Origin of the sequence: Phreatobacter sp. AB_2022a (assembly GCF_026847585.1) — a bacterium.
Taxonomy (GTDB): domain Bacteria; phylum Pseudomonadota; class Alphaproteobacteria; order Rhizobiales; family Phreatobacteraceae; genus Phreatobacter.
The window spans coordinates 109,024-123,553 of the sequence record NZ_JAPSET010000001.1 but is presented as its reverse complement, the minus strand read 5'-3'; the positions used below and the strand labels follow the sequence as shown (position 1 = coordinate 123,553).

The following is a 14,530-nucleotide window of genomic DNA, read 5'->3' as shown; positions in this document are numbered from 1 at the left end:
GGGATTGCGCGCAGATCTCCTTCCCAGCGGATGTCCGCGTCAGGAATTCGCCGGATTGATCAAGCTGAAATTGGACCATGAAAACGCTTCATATAGCGCCGAACTGCTCTGCCGCCGGCACGTTGCGCAGGGTCCTTCGCGTTGCACGGCGCGATGACGACGTGCTGGCCTATCGAGACGACCTGAGCTGTGGTCCGATCGCGGCAGGAAGCCCTGACGTGCGGGCCGCCTGGTGGCGGCAATTTACCGATTGGCCCGAGGCTGAAAGCCAATTCCGTTCGTTCTGGGACGACGCGACCGCAAGCGCCGATAGGTTGATCGTTTGGTTCAGCCGGTGGTCGGCACAGGAGCTTGCATTTCGGCTCGCCTGGTCCAGCCAGATGCGTGATCGCCCCTATCACGTCATCGATGTAGCGGGACACAGGGTTCCGTTGCGCAGACCGGACGGGTCTGTGGTGCAATCCCGGCCGCTGATTGCCACATCCATTGCACCGGATGATGGCTGGGCGACGTTGCTTGACAGCGAGCAACCGGTCTCGATGCAAGAAGATGTCCTGCACCGAGAAGTGTGGGCGCGACTTGAGGCGGAAAATGCTCCCTTCCGAGTCGTGACGCCAACAGGTCTGGCCTCCGCCCCGCTCGATCATTTCGACCGAATCCTGCTGGAATTGGCACGACCGGACTGGAAGAGCATGTCTTCCATCGTTGGACACGGGCTCGCCGCGAGCCTGGAGCCATACTTGCAGGTTGGAGAATTAATGCTGCGCGCCCGGCTCGTCGCGCTCGTGACGAATGGAGCACTTGTCGCGGATGGTGATCCTCGAGACATGAGGACATGTCGAATTAGGTTGCGCTAGAGCCAGATCACGCGGGCGCAGGCGAAAGCAGCGGCATCGCCGGGCTCCTGCGGCATTTGGCTTGCCGCCCTCCCCATGAAATCGAGCATCTAGCAGCGCGATAGTACGCCCGTTTCGGGTGCTTCTGCCGCCAGCACGACCCTCGCGCCCCGTCGGTCCGCGTGGTTGAATATGAGGAACCGACGTCGCGCAGACCGAGCCCCTCGCCAATGACAGGGCCGTCACATCGACTGAGCCTCTTTACAGAGTGATTTCATGAGCCTATCGCCAATTGTGACAGTGCGTCACAGGGAAGGCGAGGCGTTCCATGCTCGGCTGGTTTCAGGCCTTGCTGCCCAAGGAAGAGAAGTTCTACGACCTGTTCGAGGACCATGCGGAGACGCTGGTGGCCGGAGCCGAGGCGCTGGAACGCCTGCTCGGCGGCCAGGGCGACGCCAAGGCCGAGATCGCCCGGATCATGGCCGAGGAGCAGCGCGCCGACGACATTGCCCGCGACGTCATGCAGGCCGTCCGGCGCACCTTCATCACCCCCTTCGACCGCGGCGACATCAAATCGCTGATCTCGTCGATGGACGACGCCATCGACCAGATGCGCAAGACGGTGAAGGCCATCACCCTGTTCGAGGTGGCCGGCTTCGAGCCGCAGATGCACGCGCTCGGCATGACCGCCGTCGAAGCCGCCCGCAAGGTCAGGGAGCTTGTACCGCTGCTGCGGGCGATGAACCAGAACTCCGCGGCGACCTCGGCCCTGGTCGAGGCGATCTGCGCGATCGAGGAGCGGTCCGACGAGATCCACGACCAGGGGCTGAAGGCGCTGTTCGCCAAGCACCGGGTGAGCGACCCCATGGGCTATATCGCCGGAGCCGAGATCTACGAGCATCTGGAAAAGGTGGTCGACCGCTTCGAAGACGTCGCCAAGACGATCTCCGGCATCGTCCTCGAACATCTCTGAGCCAGACGAGGCCCGCCCGTGGACCTTTCAGCCGTCGCGCCGGTGCTCATCGTCCTGATCGCGGTCGCCCTGCTCTTCGATTTCCTCAACGGCCTGCACGATGCGGCCAACTCGATCGCCACCATCGTCTCGACCCGTGTCCTGGCGCCGCGCTACGCCGTCGCCTGGGCGGCGTTCTTCAATTTCATCGCCTTCCTGTTCTTCGGCCTGCATGTCGCGCAGACGGTCGGGGCCGGCATCGTCTCGACCGCGATCGTCGACGATCGCGTCATCTTCGGCGCGCTGATGGGCGCGATCAGCTGGAACGTGATCACCTGGATCGCCGGTATTCCGTCCTCGTCCTCCCATGCCCTGATCGGCGGCCTGGTCGGTGCCGGCGTCGCGAAGGCCGGCTTCGGCGCGGTGGTCTGGTCCGGCCTGATCAAGACCGGAGCCGCCATCTTCATGTCGCCGGCGATCGGCTTCCTGCTCGCCCTCCTGCTGGTGCTGATCGTCTCCTGGGCCTTCGTGCGGGTGACGCCGCAGCGGGTCGACGGCACGTTCCGCAACCTGCAATTCGTCTCCGCCTCGCTCTATTCGCTCGGCCATGGCGGCAACGATGCGCAGAAGACCATGGGGATCATCGCCGTGCTGCTGTTCTCGCATGGCCTGATGGGGGACAGGTTCGAAGTGCCGTTCTGGGTGGTCATCAGCTGCCAGGCGGCGATGGGCCTCGGCACGCTGTTCGGCGGCTGGCGCATCGTGCATACGATGGGCTCGAAGATCACCCGCCTGACGCCGCAGCAGGGCTTCTGCGCCGAAACCGGCGGCGCCATCACGCTGTTCTTGGCGACCTATCTCGGCATCCCGGTTTCGACGACGCATACGATCACCGGCGCGATCGTCGGCGTCGGTGCCGCCCGGCGGGTCTCGGCGGTCCGATGGGGTGTCGCGCGCCAGATCGTGGTAGCCTGGATCGTGACCATGCCGATGTCGGCGCTGATCGCCGCCGGGGTCTATTGGCTGACCGGACTTGGCTCGTGATGAGATGGGGAACGTGACGGGATCGGGATCATGACCGAGGCAGCACCGCCTCGGCCGGACGATGAACAGAACAAGGCGCGGGTCCGGCGGCAGTACGGCGCCCTGCCCTTCCGCATGGATCCGCAGCTCGAGATCCTGCTCCTGACGTCGCGCGAGACGCGGCGCTGGGTGATTCCCAAGGGCTGGCCGATGAAGGGCCTGAAACCCCGCCAGAGCGCCGCGCGCGAAGCGCTGGAAGAGGCCGGCGTCACCGGCAAGACCGGCAACAAGGCGCTCGGCAGCTATTCCTACATGAAGCTGCTGAAAAGCGGGCGGACCGTCCCCTGCATGGTCAAGGTCTTCGCGCTGCAGGTGCGCGATCAGCTGGAGACATGGCGCGAGCAGGATCAGCGCGAGCTCCAGTGGTTCACACCGGAAGCGGCCGCGGAGGCCGTTCAGGAGCCGGAGCTCGCCGCGATCATCCGCAGCTTCGCGGCCGCCCGCGCGGAAAAGGCGCGCAAGGCTGCCGCCAAGGCGGCGGCCGTCGCGATCAACAGCTAGCTTGCCGCCCGGGCGAGACCGAGGCGCGCCGAAAAGAAGGCGATGATCTCGTCGCGGGCGGCCAGCGTCGGCTGGCCCTGCTCGTCGATCAGATGCGCGGTGACCACGCTGTGCGGACAGACCACATGCTGGGCGAAGAAGGGCGCGACATCGGTATTGGCCGCACTGTCGGGCAGGACCCTGCCCTCGAAGCGGGGACCGAGCGCCTCGGCGTAGGCGCGGAACCGCTCGGCGCGGCAGAACTTGTCCCCGGCGAAACGATAGGCGAGAACGGTGAGGTCCTCCCGCTCCAGCCGCTCGCGGACGGCGGCGATCTCGTCCGGTGCGATTTCGAGGCCCGCCGGCTCGTTGAGCGGCAATGAGGGCTGAGCCAGGACCGGCGCGAGCATGGCCGGCTCCAGCATCATGGTCAGCGCGAAATTGCCGGTGAAGCACATGCCGATGGCCCCGACGCCCGGCCCGCCGCACTCACCATGCGCATGGCGGGCGAGCGCCCTGAGCCAGACCGTGACGGGGCTCGACTGGCCACCGGCGAAGGCGCGGAACTCCGCGCTGACGCAGGCCCGCTGGAACACCCGGCCGCCCTCCTCGGCACCCGGCACCGCCCCGTCGCGGCCGAACAGCGAAGGCATGTAGACGGTGAAGCCGGCATCGCGGAGCCAGCGGCTGAAGCGCGCGACTTCCGGGCTGATGCCGGGCATCTCGGTCATGACGATCACCGCGGGCCCCCGGCCCGCCACATGGACACGCTTGGTCACGTCGAGAAGCGTGATCTCGCGCGCGATGAAGTCGTCGAGCGGATCGTCGGTCCTGAGGTCGCGCGCCGTCATAGCCATCTGTCCTTCCCCTGACGAGGTCACATTCGCCCCCAGCATTGCCGCGCCGGCGGTCGCCCGCTAGTGTCGAAATCGACATTGTTGGGGGATATTTCGCCATGGCCCGAGTGATCGTGCTCGACCTGCCCGGTCGGATGGATTCGAGCTTTGCCATCACGCTCGACGCACTACGCACCGCCAATATCCTCAGCCGCGGCGGCGGGCGGCCCGAACCCTTCGCGATCACCGTCGCGAAAACCGGCCGGCCGGTACGCGAGAGCTTCGACACGGACGACATCGTGATCGTCCCGGGCCTCGGCGCGACCACCGAAGACGCGCTCGAGACACGCCTCGCGAGCGTCCCGGTGCGGCGCGCGATGGACCTGCTCAAGGCCGCCCGGCAAGCCGGCGCGACACTCGCGGCGTCCTGCGCCAGCACCTTCGTTCTCGCCGAGGCCGGCCTGCTGGCCGGCCGGCGCGCCACGACGACCTGGTGGCTCGCGCCCATCTTCCGCCGGCGCTATCCCGACGTCACGCTGCTGACCGAACAGATCGTCGTCGCGGACTGGCCGGTGGCGACCGCCGGCGCCGCGATGGCGCAGATGGACCTGATGCTGGCGGTCATCGCCAAGGTCGGCGGCGCGCGCCTCGCCGGCACGGCGGCGCGCTATCTGCTGCTCGACGCCCGCCGGTCGCAGGCCCCCTACATGGCGATCACCTTTCTCGCCGGACAGGACGACCGCATCGCCCGCGCCGAGAGCTGGCTGCGCGAAAATCTCGACCGGGACGTTGCGATGGACGACCTTGCAGCGGCGGCCGGCCTGACACCGCGCACCTTCGCGCGCCGGCTCGCGGCGGTGTGCGGCCTGTCGCCGGTGCGCTTCGCCCAGCGCGTCCGCACCGAAGTCGCCGTCACGCTGCTGCAGACCACGACCCTCGGCTTCGACGAGATCGCCCGGCGCGTCGGCTATGCCGAGCCGTCGACCTTGCGGCGCCTCATCAAGCGCGATGCGATGCGGCCGCCGTCCGGCCTGAGGGCACCACCGCAAACGGCGGCCCGCGATCATCGACCGTCAGGGTGATTGCGAAGCCGGCCGTTATCTGCACACACTGCGCACAACAAAAATGGGCCGCGTGACAGCGACAGGCCTTCCAGGGGAGGATTGCCGCCAATGCAAACCATTGGTTCTGCGGCCGCGTCCGATATCGCCTCCGCGCCTGCATTGCTCGCGGTGCGCGACATTTCCGTGCGTTTCGGCGGCATCGTCGCGCTCAACGGCATTTCGTTCGACGTCAAGGCCGGCGACGTCGTCGGCCTGATCGGGCCGAACGGTGCCGGCAAGACGACATTGTTCAACTGTCTCAGCCGCCTCTACATCCCGAACAGCGGCGACATCCTGTTCGAGGGCCGCTCGATCATGAGCGCGCCGCGCCACGCCATCGCGGCGATCGGCATGGGACGCACCTTCCAGAATGTCGCGCTGTTCGACCGCATGTCGGTGCTCGACAATGTCAAGGTCGGCTGCCACAGCCAGACGCAGCAGGGCTTCATGACGAGCGTGCTGCGGATCGGCGCGGTGCAGGCCGAAGAGCGGCGCATCGAGGAGCGCGCCCATGAACTGATCGCCTTCATGGGCCTGGAGGCCTTCGCCCATCTGCCGGCCGGCCCGCTGCCGTTCCCGATCCGCAAGCGGGTGGAGCTTGCCCGCGCGCTCGCGGCCAAACCCAAGCTGCTGCTGCTCGACGAGCCGGCCGCCGGCCTCAACCACGACGAGGTCGACGTGCTCAAGGACCAGATCCGCCGGGTGCGCGACCATCAGAAGGTCACGACGCTGCTGGTCGAGCATCACATGAGCCTGGTCATGTCGGTATCCGACAAGGTCGTCGCCATCGATTTCGGTCGCAAGATCGCCGACGGAACGCCGGCGGAGGTGCAACGCAACCCGGAAGTGATCCGGGCCTATCTCGGGACGGAGGCCGCCTGACATGCAGGTCGAGCTGCAGGAAAGGCCGGCGACGGCGCGGCCGCTGCTCGCGATCGACGGCCTGAAGGCCTTCTATGGCGGCACCGAGGCGCTGCACGGCATCAGCTTCAGCCTGCCGACGGGTGGCATCACCACCCTCCTCGGCGCCAATGGCGCGGGCAAGACGACGACGCTGCGCGCCATTTGCGGCATGGTCCGGCGCGAGGGCGAGGTGAGCTTCGACGGCCAGGCGATCGGCCGGCTCGCGACCGAGGACATCGTGCGGCTCGGCGTCGCCCACGTGCCCGAGGGCCGTGGCACCTTCACCGGCCTGTCGGTGGAGGAGAATCTCAAGATCGCGACCTATGGCCGGCGCGACAGAGCCCATGTGAAACGCGATCTCGATCTCGTCTTCACCTATTTTCCGCGCCTGAAGGAGCGCATCGCCCAGCAGGCCGGCACGCTTTCCGGCGGCGAGCAGCAGATGCTGGCGATCAGCCGCGCGCTGATGCTCGGGCCGCGCCTGATGCTGCTGGACGAACCCTCTTTCGGACTGGCGCCGCTGATCGTCCGGGAGATCTTCCACATCATGCGGCGGATCAACGAGGAGGCCGGCGTCGCCATGCTGCTGGTCGAGCAGAACGCGACGCTGGCGCTCGAGCTCGCCGACACCGTCTACGTGCTTGAGACCGGCAGCATCGTCATGTCCGGGACCGCCGACGAGATGAAGAACAACGAGGGCATCCGCCGCTCCTATCTCGGTTACTAGGCCGCAGCCGCACCGCTCAAGGCCGGGGAGCGGCCGACGCCCCGGGCCAAGGTCCTCACGCCAGGACCGCAAGACCCGCATGACGAGGATTTACAGACCCGACCGCAATCCGTTCCGACATATCCGAGCCACCAGATCAGAGGCAGTTCATGGAGCAGCTCATCCAGCAGATCGCATCGGGCCTTGCCAGCGGCGCCATCTACGCCCTGGTCGCCCTGGCCCTGGTGATGATCTTCACGGCGACCGACCATCTGAACTTCTCGCAGGGAGAACTCGCCATGTTCTCCACCTATCTGTGCTGGCAGCTCATCCAGTGGGGCATCGGCTTCTGGCCCGCCCTCGGCATCACCGTGGTGCTCTCCTTCCTGATCGGCGTGGCCATCGAGCGGATCATCCTGCGCCCCCTGCACAATGCCTCGGTGCTGTCGGTCGTCGTGGTGTTCATCGGCCTGCTCGCCATCTTCCATTCGCTCGCCGGGGCGATCTGGAGCCACACGATCAAGAACTTCCCCTCGCCCTTCCCGGATGTCGCCTTCTCGGGATCGGGCTATATCTCGTCGCACCAGATCGGCATGATCCTCGTCTCGCTGCTGATGCTGTTCGCGCTCTTCGCCTTCTTCCGCTTCACGCCGCTCGGCCTCGCCATGCGGGCGGCGGCGCAGAATCCGGTCTCGGCGCGGCTCGTCGGCATCAAGGTCGACTGGATGCTGGCGCTGGGCTGGGGCCTTGCGGCATCGATCGGCGCGGTGGCTGGCGCGCTGGTGGCGCCGGTCGTCTATCTCGAGCCGAACATGATGGCCTCGATCCTGCTCTACGGCTTTGCCGGGGCGCTGGTCGGCGGCATTTCCAGCCCCGGCGGTGCGGTGTTCGGCGGCTTCTTCGTCGGCGTCCTGGAAAATCTCGTCGCCTATTTCGGCAACCTCACCGAGAAGGCCTTCGGCATCTATATCGTCGGCAACGGCGAAAAGCTCACCGTCGCGCTGATCATCGTCATCACCATCCTCACCCTGAAGCCAGCCGGCCTGTTCGGCCGCACCACCGTGAAGAGGGTGTAGCGCCGTGACCTCGATCACCACCTCCAGCCATGTCTCGCCGGACGCCCAGAGCCCGATCGGTCGCTATGCCCTCATCGGGCTGCTGCTCGCCGCCGCGGCGCTGCCCTTCGTCGGCGGCAAGACCGGCCTGATCAGCAACTTCACCTTCCTGCAGCTCAGCCTGATGATCGTCTACGCGATCGCCGTGCTCGGGCTCAATCTCCTGACCGGCTTCAACGGCCAGATCTCGCTCGGCCATGGTGCGTTCTTTGCCGCCGGCGCCTATGTCGCGGCCATCCTGATGGACCGCTACGAGCTCAACTACCTCCTGACCCTGCCGATCGCGGCACTCTTCTGCTTCGCCGTGGGCTATCTGTTCGGCCTGCCGGCGCTCCGGCTCGAAGGCCACTACCTGGCGCTCGCCACGTTCGGCCTCGCGATCGCGGTGCCGCAAATGCTCAAATACCGGCATCTCGAGCCATTCACCCATGGCGTCATGGGCATCAACCTGATGAAGCCGGACGCGCCCTTCGGCCTGCCGCTCTCCTCCGACCAGTGGATGTATCTTGTCGTGCTGGCGGTCGCCGCGCTGATGTTCTGGTTCGCACGCAACCTGATCGACAGCCGGCCGGGGCGGGCCATGCGGGCAATCCGCGATCACTCCATGGCCGCGAGCACCATGGGTATCGACACGTCGCGCTACAAGGCGACCGTCTTCGGCATATCCGCGCTCTATACCGGCGTCGCCGGCGCGCTGCACGCGATCATCTTCGAGTTCGTCGCGCCCGACAGCTTCCGCTTCGAACTGTCGATCGCCTTCCTGGTCGGCGCGGTGGTCGGCGGCGTCGCCTCCCTGCCCGGCGCGGTGATCGGCGGCGTCTTCGTCCAGGTCATCGAGAAATATGCCGACGCCGCGACCAAGAAGCTGACCGCGGCCTTCCACCTGCCGATCGAGCTCGAACCCTGGACCCTCTACGGCATCACCCTGATCGTGCTGATCTATGTCATGCCGACCGGCATTGCCGGGGGCCTCGGCCAATTGTTCGCCTGGCTCAGACGCCGTTGAGCCCGTCGAACCATGCGGCGGCCTTGCCGCCGGCTTCCTTGACCACACGAAGAACTGCGAACGGCAGCAAGAACCGCAACCGGAGGAAATGCTCATGACGATCATCAAGCGCCGCACTGTCATATCCGGCCTCGGGGCGATGGCGCTCGCCCCGGTCTTCTCGCCAGCCATCGCCCAGAAGCGCTACGACGACGGCGCCTCCGACAGCGAGATCAAGATCGGCAACATCATGCCCTATTCGGGCAATGCCTCGGCCTATGGCGCGATCGGCCGGACCTCCGAAGCGCTGATGAAGAAGATCAACGACGATGGCGGCATCAACGGCCGCAAGGTCAACTTCATCACCTATGACGACGGCTACTCGCCGCCGAAGGCGGTGGAAATGGTGCGCAAGCTGGTCGAAGAAGACAAGGTGCTCCTTGTCTTCAACTCGCTCGGCACTCCCTCCAACACCGCAATCCAGCGCTACATGAACCAGCGCAAGGTGCCGCAGCTGTTCGTCGCCACCGGTGCGTCGAAATGGGGCAATCCGACCCAGTTTCCCTGGACCATGGGCTGGCAGCCCGACTATGCGACCGAAGCGGCGATCTACGCCAAGCACATCATCGCCAACGACCCCAATGCCAAGATCGGCGTGCTCATGCAGAACGACGACTACGGCAAGGACTATTTCAACGGCTTCAAGACCGGCCTCGGCCGGGCCAACGAGAAGGCGATCGTCCAGCTCTCGACCTACGAGGTGACCGACCCGACCGTCGACAGCCAGATGATCCAGCTGAAGAATTCCGGCGCCGGCGTGTTCTTCAACATCACCACGCCGAAATTCGCCGCCCAGGCCATCCGCAAGGCGGCCGAGATCAACTGGAAGCCGATCCACTATCTCAACAACGTCTCCTCCTCGTTCGGCTCGGTTCTGAAGCCGGCAGGCCTGGAGGCGAGCCAGGGCATCATCATCGCGCTCTACCGCAAGGACGCCAACGACCCGCAATGGACCAACGCAGCCGATGTCACCGGCTGGCGCGCATTCATGGCGAAATACATGCCCAATGCCGACCTGCGCGACGATGGCCACAATTACGGCTACTCGGTCGCCAGCACGCTCGTTCACGTCCTGAAAGCCTGCGGCGACAACCTGACGCGCGAGAACGTGATGAAGCAGGCCGCCAGCATTCGCGGCTACGAGGCTCCGCTGCTGCTGCCCGGCATCAAGATCAATACCAGCGCCACCGACTACTACCCGATCCAGTCGGTTCAGCTCGCCCGCGTCAAGGGCGAGACGTTCGAGCTGTTCGGCGACGTGCTGTCGAACGAGGGCGCCTGATCCGTCCGCAGCTTCGAGGCCGGGCGCCGCGCGCGTCCGGCCGCCGTCCTTCCGGAGGAAATCTCGATGTATGCAGGCAAGCATGCCCGCGAGCGCGCCGATCAGCCGGCCTATATCATGGCCGGCAGCCGCGAGGCGGTGACCTATGCCGAATACGAGGCCCGCACCAACCGGCTGGCCCATCTCCTGCGCGCCAACGGCCTCCAGCGGCTCGACCATTTCGCCGTGTTCATGGAGAACAATGTCCGCTTTCTCGAATGCTGCGGCGCCGGCGAACGCTCGGGCCTCTACTGCACCAGCATCAACTCCTACCTGACCGCGGGCGAGCTCGCCTACATCGTCAACAACTGCGAAGCCAAGGTGCTGATCACCTCCAGGGCGAAGCTCGCGGTGGCGACCGAAGCGCTGGCCGAGTGTCCGGCGATCCGGCTCTGCCTGATCGCCGATGGCCCGAGCCAGGGACGCTTCGTCAATCTGGACGAGGCGACGGCGGACCTGCCGGCGACGCCGATCGCCGACGAATGGCTCGGCACCGCCATGCTCTATTCGTCGGGCACCACCGGCAGGCCGAAAGGCATTCTCCGGCCGCTGCCGGAGAACCCGCCGGCACAGCCATTGCCGCTCTACGACTTCCTCAACACGCTCTGGCAGTGCCGCGAAGGCATGATCTACCTGTCGCCCGCGCCGCTCTACCATTCGGCCCCGCAGGGCAATGCCGCGCTCGCCATCCGCAACGGCGCGACCATCATCGTCATGGAGCAGTTCGACCCCGAGCACTATCTGGCGCTGGTCGAGGAATTCAAGGTCACGCACAGCCAGCTCGTACCGACCATGTTCAGCCGCATGCTGAAACTGCCCGAGGCGGTGAGACGGCGCTACGATCTCTCCTCGCTCGAATATGTCGTGCATGCGGCCGCGCCCTGCCCGGCCCAGGTCAAGGAGGAGATGATCGCCTGGTGGGGACCGATCATCCATGAATATTACGCCGCGACCGAAGCGATGGGGCTGACCGCCTGCGACAGCCACGAATGGCTCGCCCATCGCGGCACGGTCGGACGGGTGCTGCTCGGCGACCTGCATGTGCTCGACGAGAACATGCAGCCCTGCCCGAAAGGCGAAGCGGGCGAGCTCTGGTTCAAGACCGCCAATCCCTTCGTCTATTTCAACGATCCCGACCGCACGGCCCAGTCGCGTTCGGAGGACGGCACCATGACGACGGTCGGCGATGTCGGCTATGTCGACGACGACGGTTTCGTCTACCTGACCGACCGCTCCACCTTCATGATCATTTCCGGCGGGGTGAACATCTATCCGCAGGAATGCGAGAACCTGCTCGTCACCCACCCGAAGGTCGCCGACGCCGCCGTGTTCGGCGTGCCCAACGAGGAGTTCGGCGAGGAGGTCAAGGCGGTGATCCAGCCCATGCCCGGCGTTGCCGCAGGGCCCGCCTTCGCCGAGGAGCTGATCGCCTTCTGCCGCCGGCATCTTTCGCCGCAGAAATGCCCGCGCTCGATCGACTTCGACCCGGCGCTGCCGCGCCTGCCGACCGGCAAGCTCTACAAGAAGGGCCTGCGGGACCGCTACTGGGGCGATCGGCGCAGCCGCATCGTCTGAAGACGCGAGCCCCCGCCGCCGGCTGCCAAGGCATCCGGCGGCGGGGGCACCGCAGCGTCAGGCAACCAGCGTCTTCAACGCTCCGACGGCTTCGATCGTGCGGGCGCACGCGGCCGCGGCCTCGGTGCCCTTGACCAGGAAATGAGCACGGAAAAAGGCCTGGTGCTCGGCATGTTCGTGGAACTGCTGCGGCGTCAGCACGGCCGAGATCACCGGCACCTCGGTATCGAGCTGCACGCGCATCAGGCCGCTGATGACCGCATCGGCGACGAATTCATGCCGGTAGATGCCGCCGTCGACGACAAAACCCGCCGCGACGATCGCCCGGTAGCGCCCGCTGCGGGCGAGCAGCTTCGCCTGCAGCGGGATCTCGAAGGCGCCGGGCACCTCGAAGAGGTCGACGAGGGTTTCGGCAATGCCCCGCCGTTCGAGCTCGGCCAGGAAGGCCAGGCGGCACTGGTCGACAATGTCCCTGTGCCACGTCGCCTGGACGAAGGCGATGCGGCTGCCTGCGCCGACGACGGGATCGGCGGCGGCGATCATGCTTTCGGAGTTCACGAAGGTCTGATTCATGGTTGTCCTCAATCGGTGAGACCAGAATCAGGACGTACGGGCTCGACGTCGCGGCGTGCCGCCAAGCGGCTCGTCCCGACGTGGATATCCCGTTCTCTTTCATCCGGACTATGACCGTCGGCCTCGGAATCGCACCGAAGTCTGCTGACCCCGCCGGCAGGCCGGCAGGCGCTCGCGGGCTCCGCGCGGCGAACCGCGCTTACCGCCGGTGGGGACTTCCACCCCGCCCTGAGAACGTTGCGCCGCCCTCGCCGGGCGGCGCGACCGCATAGTTCCAGGGCGGGCGGCATGGCGTCAAGCGCACGCCACGTGCTTCAGACGCGCGAGCGGTCGTTGAGGCCACAGGCGACGAAACCGCCATCGACCGCCAGGATCTGGCCGGTAATGTAGCTGGACCGCTCGCCGTCGACGAGGAAAGCCACGGCCTCGGCGATCTCGGCGGGCGTGCCGTAACGCTCCAGCAGCACCTTGTCGTTCCACTGCTCGCGAATCGCAGCGGTGTGGATGGCGGCCACCATCGGCGTCTCGATCGGCCCCGGCGCGACGCTGTTGACGCGGATGCCGTAGCGGGCGAGCTCCACCGCCATGATGCGGGTGAGATTGACCACCGCCCCTTTCGAAGCGCCATAGGCGGAGCGGCCGATATTGCCGGTGAGACCCGACACCGAGGCGATCGTGCAGATGGCCCCGCCGCCCGAGGCGCGCATGGCCGCGGCCGCCGCCTTGGCGATGATGAAGGTGCCGATCACGTTGATCTCATGGATCTGGCGGAACATCTCCGCCGTCGTTTCCAGGAGCGGCACGTCGCGGCCGATGCCGGCCGAGGTGACGAGCCCTTTCAGCGGACCGAAATCGCGCTCGGTCTCGGCCACGAGACGGGTCATCGCGGCCTCGTCGGTCACGTCGCCCTGCACCAGCCGAAAACGGCCGGCATGGCCGGCGAGCTGCGCCTCGGCAGCCGCGATCGCCTTGGCGTCGCGATCAGTGCCAACCACCGTCCAGCCCCGCGCGAGCAGAAGCTCGACGCTCGCAAGCCCGATTCCCGAAGCCCCGCCCGTGACGATCGCCACGCGTTGTCCGGCCGCTGCCGCCATGATCCTGTCCTTCCTTGTCCCAGCACGATGTCGTGTCTGGCGCTCGTCAGCCGAGCGCCTCGAGCACCAGTTCCACGGTCATCAGGACCGGGTTGTCGCCCCGCTGCAGCCGCCCTTCGGCAAGGCCGCCGGTATAGTCGACCAGCGCCACGTCGAGGGTGGCTTCCAGCCCGCCGCCGGGGCCAGGTTCGACGCGACCCGCGCGCACCGCCATTTCGGTGGCGAAGGGCTCGACCGTCCGGCCGTCGTCGAAGCGGGCGCCGATAATGCTGCCGACACCGCCGTGCAGTCGCGCCCGGCCGATGCCGCGATCACGGCAGAACTGTTCGAGGAGCCCGGCCATGTCGCGGTTCGGCCGCAGCCTCAGCGCGAAGACGCGGGCCCCGGCGGCGCTGCCCCGGGCAGTTTCCGGCACCGGGCCGAACAGCTTGAAGCCGGTCTCCGCGTCCGGTTCGGCGGCGAAGCCGGCGCCATCGAGGCCAAGGGCCTCGACCTCGAAGCTCTCGGCAACGATCGTCCCCTCGGGCAGGATGTGGCCGCCATTGCGCCGACCGTCCGCCTCCTGCCACAGCGCATGGCAGTGGAAGAAGGGCTCGCCGTCGCGACGGCCGAAAGTCATGGCCGCCGTCGACAGCCGGGAGATGCCGTCCGGTCGGAACACGGCGCTGTAGAAGGCCGCATGGTCGGGCGTCTCGGACAGTGCCGGCATGACATAGGCAAACGGCGACAGCGCGCCGCCCGCGGCGTTGAGGACCCCGCTCTCGTAGCCGCGCGCGGCAAAGCCCCGGCGCACCGCCTCGAGCAGCGGCTCGCCGGCCTCCACCATGAAGCTGAAGCTCTCGCCCCGCGCCTCGACCCACTGGATCGGGTCGGCATGGGCCGGTCCCGGCTGCTTGATCTGGCGCATG

15 protein-coding genes and 1 riboswitch are annotated in these 14,530 nt (G+C 66.8%); of the genes, 11 read left to right on the top strand and 4 right to left on the bottom strand.

Annotation, left to right across the window (positions count from 1 at the left end; translation table 11 throughout):
* Positions 1-77: 77 nt before the first annotated feature.
* The 4 genes from OZ671_RS00585 to OZ671_RS00570 all read left to right on the top strand — a co-directional run bounded on the left by OZ671_RS00585 (position 78) and on the right by OZ671_RS00570 (position 3,372).
* Positions 78-857: a DUF3658 domain-containing protein gene (locus OZ671_RS00585; RefSeq protein ID WP_268858891.1), complete on the top strand. Its 780-nt coding sequence runs from the start codon at positions 78-80 to the stop codon at positions 855-857.
* A 307-nt stretch (positions 858-1,164) separates the two neighbouring features.
* Entirely contained in the window at positions 1,165-1,809 is a 645-nt protein-coding gene (locus tag OZ671_RS00580) for a DUF47 domain-containing protein (RefSeq protein ID WP_268858890.1), read from the top strand.
* Positions 1,810-1,827: 18 nt separating this feature from the next.
* Positions 1,828-2,832 carry an inorganic phosphate transporter gene (locus OZ671_RS00575; protein WP_268858889.1) on the top strand — a complete coding sequence of 335 codons (1,005 nt, stop codon included), beginning with the start codon at positions 1,828-1,830 and terminating at the stop codon, positions 2,830-2,832.
* Positions 2,833-2,862: 30 nt separating this feature from the next.
* On the top strand, positions 2,863-3,372 hold the full coding sequence (locus OZ671_RS00570; protein WP_268858888.1) for an NUDIX hydrolase: 510 nt from the start codon (positions 2,863-2,865) through the stop codon (positions 3,370-3,372).
* Here the strand turns inward: OZ671_RS00570 and OZ671_RS00565 are convergent.
* Entirely contained in the window at positions 3,369-4,208 is an 840-nt protein-coding gene (locus tag OZ671_RS00565; RefSeq protein WP_268858887.1) for a dienelactone hydrolase family protein, read from the bottom strand. The two genes, OZ671_RS00570 and OZ671_RS00565, sit on opposite strands and share 4 nt — an antisense overlap.
* A 98-nt stretch (positions 4,209-4,306) precedes the next feature.
* On the opposite strand from OZ671_RS00565, the gene OZ671_RS00560 reads away from it, so the two are divergent.
* From OZ671_RS00560 to OZ671_RS00530, 7 genes are all read left to right on the top strand, one after another.
* On the top strand, positions 4,307-5,269 hold the full coding sequence (locus OZ671_RS00560; RefSeq protein WP_268858886.1) for a GlxA family transcriptional regulator: 963 nt from the start codon (positions 4,307-4,309) through the stop codon (positions 5,267-5,269).
* Between the two features lie 90 nt (positions 5,270-5,359).
* Positions 5,360-6,172 carry an ABC transporter ATP-binding protein gene (locus tag OZ671_RS00555; protein ID WP_268858885.1) on the top strand — a complete coding sequence of 271 codons (813 nt, stop codon included), beginning with the start codon at positions 5,360-5,362 and terminating at the stop codon, positions 6,170-6,172.
* A gap of 1 nt (position 6,173) precedes the next feature.
* Entirely contained in the window at positions 6,174-6,920 is a 747-nt protein-coding gene (locus tag OZ671_RS00550; RefSeq protein WP_268858884.1) for an ABC transporter ATP-binding protein, read from the top strand.
* Positions 6,921-7,069: 149 nt separating this feature from the next.
* On the top strand, positions 7,070-7,975 hold the full coding sequence (locus OZ671_RS00545) for a branched-chain amino acid ABC transporter permease (protein WP_268858883.1): 906 nt from the start codon (positions 7,070-7,072) through the stop codon (positions 7,973-7,975).
* A gap of 4 nt (positions 7,976-7,979) precedes the next feature.
* Positions 7,980-9,020 (top strand): branched-chain amino acid ABC transporter permease, encoded by a 1,041-nt coding sequence (locus OZ671_RS00540; RefSeq protein ID WP_268858882.1) that lies wholly within the window; start codon positions 7,980-7,982, stop codon positions 9,018-9,020.
* 94 nt (positions 9,021-9,114) lie between these two features.
* The gene (locus tag OZ671_RS00535) at positions 9,115-10,341 is read left to right on the top strand and encodes an ABC transporter substrate-binding protein (RefSeq protein ID WP_442957038.1); all 1,227 of its coding nucleotides are present in this window, start codon (positions 9,115-9,117) and stop codon (positions 10,339-10,341) included.
* A gap of 66 nt (positions 10,342-10,407) precedes the next feature.
* Entirely contained in the window at positions 10,408-11,955 is a 1,548-nt protein-coding gene (locus OZ671_RS00530; RefSeq protein ID WP_268858881.1) for an AMP-binding protein, read from the top strand.
* A 57-nt stretch (positions 11,956-12,012) separates the two neighbouring features.
* On the opposite strand, the gene OZ671_RS00525 is transcribed toward OZ671_RS00530, so the two are convergent.
* The 3 genes from OZ671_RS00525 to OZ671_RS00515 all read right to left on the bottom strand — a co-directional run bounded on the left by OZ671_RS00525 (position 12,013) and on the right by OZ671_RS00515 (position 14,529).
* Positions 12,013-12,528: a 6,7-dimethyl-8-ribityllumazine synthase gene (locus OZ671_RS00525; RefSeq protein ID WP_442957037.1), complete on the bottom strand. Its 516-nt coding sequence runs from the start codon at positions 12,526-12,528 to the stop codon at positions 12,013-12,015.
* An 87-nt stretch (positions 12,529-12,615) separates the two neighbouring features.
* Positions 12,616-12,768, bottom strand: a riboswitch (FMN riboswitch).
* Positions 12,769-12,842: 74 nt separating this feature from the next.
* The gene (locus OZ671_RS00520; protein WP_038310390.1) at positions 12,843-13,622 is read right to left on the bottom strand and encodes an SDR family NAD(P)-dependent oxidoreductase; all 780 of its coding nucleotides are present in this window, start codon (positions 13,620-13,622) and stop codon (positions 12,843-12,845) included.
* A 46-nt stretch (positions 13,623-13,668) separates the two neighbouring features.
* Positions 13,669-14,529 (bottom strand): DNA-binding protein, encoded by an 861-nt coding sequence (locus OZ671_RS00515; protein WP_038310388.1) that lies wholly within the window; start codon positions 14,527-14,529, stop codon positions 13,669-13,671.
* Position 14,530: the final 1 nt, after the last annotated feature.

Coding starts and splice junctions, on each gene's coding strand:
- OZ671_RS00585 (WP_268858891.1), top strand. CDS start 78: ATGAAAACGCTTCATATAGCGCCGAACTGCTCTGCCGCCGGCACGTTG.
- OZ671_RS00580 (WP_268858890.1), top strand. CDS start 1,165: ATGCTCGGCTGGTTTCAGGCCTTGCTGCCCAAGGAAGAGAAGTTCTAC.
- OZ671_RS00570 (WP_268858888.1), top strand. CDS start 2,863: ATGACCGAGGCAGCACCGCCTCGGCCGGACGATGAACAGAACAAGGCG.
- OZ671_RS00565 (WP_268858887.1), bottom strand. CDS start 4,208: ATGGCTATGACGGCGCGCGACCTCAGGACCGACGATCCGCTCGACGAC.
- OZ671_RS00560 (WP_268858886.1), top strand. CDS start 4,307: ATGGCCCGAGTGATCGTGCTCGACCTGCCCGGTCGGATGGATTCGAGC.
- OZ671_RS00555 (WP_268858885.1), top strand. CDS start 5,360: ATGCAAACCATTGGTTCTGCGGCCGCGTCCGATATCGCCTCCGCGCCT.
- OZ671_RS00550 (WP_268858884.1), top strand. CDS start 6,174: ATGCAGGTCGAGCTGCAGGAAAGGCCGGCGACGGCGCGGCCGCTGCTC.
- OZ671_RS00545 (WP_268858883.1), top strand. CDS start 7,070: ATGGAGCAGCTCATCCAGCAGATCGCATCGGGCCTTGCCAGCGGCGCC.
- OZ671_RS00535 (WP_442957038.1), top strand. CDS start 9,115: ATGACGATCATCAAGCGCCGCACTGTCATATCCGGCCTCGGGGCGATG.
- OZ671_RS00530 (WP_268858881.1), top strand. CDS start 10,408: ATGTATGCAGGCAAGCATGCCCGCGAGCGCGCCGATCAGCCGGCCTAT.
- OZ671_RS00525 (WP_442957037.1), bottom strand. CDS start 12,528: ATGAATCAGACCTTCGTGAACTCCGAAAGCATGATCGCCGCCGCCGAT.
- OZ671_RS00520 (WP_038310390.1), bottom strand. CDS start 13,622: ATGGCGGCAGCGGCCGGACAACGCGTGGCGATCGTCACGGGCGGGGCT.
- OZ671_RS00515 (WP_038310388.1), bottom strand. CDS start 14,529: ATGCGCCAGATCAAGCAGCCGGGACCGGCCCATGCCGACCCGATCCAG.